Source organism: Pseudonocardia sp. SID8383 (genome assembly GCF_009864975.1).
In the GTDB taxonomy this organism is placed as follows: domain Bacteria; phylum Actinomycetota; class Actinomycetes; order Mycobacteriales; family Pseudonocardiaceae; genus Pseudonocardia; species Pseudonocardia alni.
On record NZ_WWFY01001254.1, the window covers coordinates 1 to 1,407 of the forward strand.

Below are 1,407 nucleotides of genomic sequence, written 5' to 3' on the forward strand. Positions count from 1 at the left end.
CCAGCCGGGGCGGGGCGCCGCCGAGCAGCGCCGCGCCGCCGTCGAGCCGCCGGGTGCGACGGTCGAGCACCACCCGGAAGCCGTCCGGGAGCCGCCGGTCCGCCGGGCCCGAGGGGGTCGTGGCGGAGGGACGGTCGGGGTCGGTCCGGGCGGCGGTCACCTCCGGGAGCCTTCCATCCCCGGCCGCCGCGGGTCGACACCCGCACCTGCCCGATCGGCGTGGTCCGCACGGGTCCCGCCGGGCAGACTCCGGGGCATGCCCGAGGTCCTCCCCCGCTACGGCTCGGCGACGCTGGCCGACGTCCTACCCGCCCTGCTGCACGCGATCGGCGCCCCGCTCGACGACCGGCCGCCCGCGTTCGGGCTCCCGCGGGCAGGGGCGGCGGTGCTGCTGCTCGTCGACGGGCTGGGCCACGAGTTGCTGCACGCGCACGCCGCCGACGCGCCGGTGCTGGCCGGGCTCGCCGACGCCGGACCGCTCACCGTCGGGTTCCCCTCGACCACCCCGATCAGCCTGACCTCGCTCGGCACCGGGCTGCCGCCGGGCGCGCACGGCACGCTCGGGCTGCGGTTCCGCGTCGACGGCGAGCTGCTCGACGCGCTGGGCTGGTCCTCGGGCCGCCGGGATCTGAGGGAGCGGCTCGTCCCGGAGCGGGTGCAGCCGGAGCCGACCGTGCTGGAGCGGGCCGCGGCGGCGGGCGTCGCGGTCCGGTCGGTGTCGCCGCTGGAGTTCCGGACGTCCGGGCTGACCCGGTCGGGGCTGCGCGGTGGCGAGTACCGCGGGGTGGCCGCGCTGGGCGACCTGGCCGTGGAGATCCTCGCCGGGGTGGAGGGCCCCGGTCCGCGGCTGGTCTACGGCTACCACGCCGACCTGGACAAGGTCGGCCACCTGTACGGCCCCGGGAGCCCGGCGTGGCGCTGGCAGCTGCGCCAGGTCGACGCGCTGCTCGCGATGCTGCTGGAGGCACTGCCCGCGGGGACCCTGCTGGCGGTCACCGGCGACCACGGCATGGTCACCGTCGACCGGACCGTCGACGCCGACACCACCCCGGCGCTGTCCGACGGCGTGGCGCTGCTCGGCGGGGACCCGCGCGCCCGGCACGTCTACGCCGAGCCCGGGGCGGCGGCCGACGCGCTGGCCGCCTGGCAGGCGGTGCTCGGAGCCGACGCCGCCGTCGTCAGCCGGGAGGAGGCGGTGGCCCGGGGCTGGTTCGGGCCGGTCACCGACCGGGTGCTCGACCGGGTCGGCGACGTCGTCGCCGCGCTGCACGGGACGGCGGCGGTGGTCCGGAGCGAGGCGGAGCCGTTCCTGTCCACGCTGCCCGGCCAGCACGGCTCGTTCACCACGGCCGAGCAGCTCGTGCCCCTGCTGGTGCACTCCGCGGCGTGACCCCGCGCTACCCCGGC

Annotated in this window: 1 protein-coding gene; it reads left to right on the forward strand. The window is 78.9% G+C overall.

Annotated features, from left to right (window positions below; genetic code table 11):
- The first annotated feature begins 256 nt into the window (after positions 1-256).
- Positions 257-1,390, forward strand: coding sequence for an alkaline phosphatase family protein (locus tag GTW08_RS30770; RefSeq protein WP_073576617.1), 1,134 nt, complete (start codon positions 257-259; stop codon positions 1,388-1,390).
- The last annotated feature ends 17 nt before the right edge of the window (positions 1,391-1,407 follow it).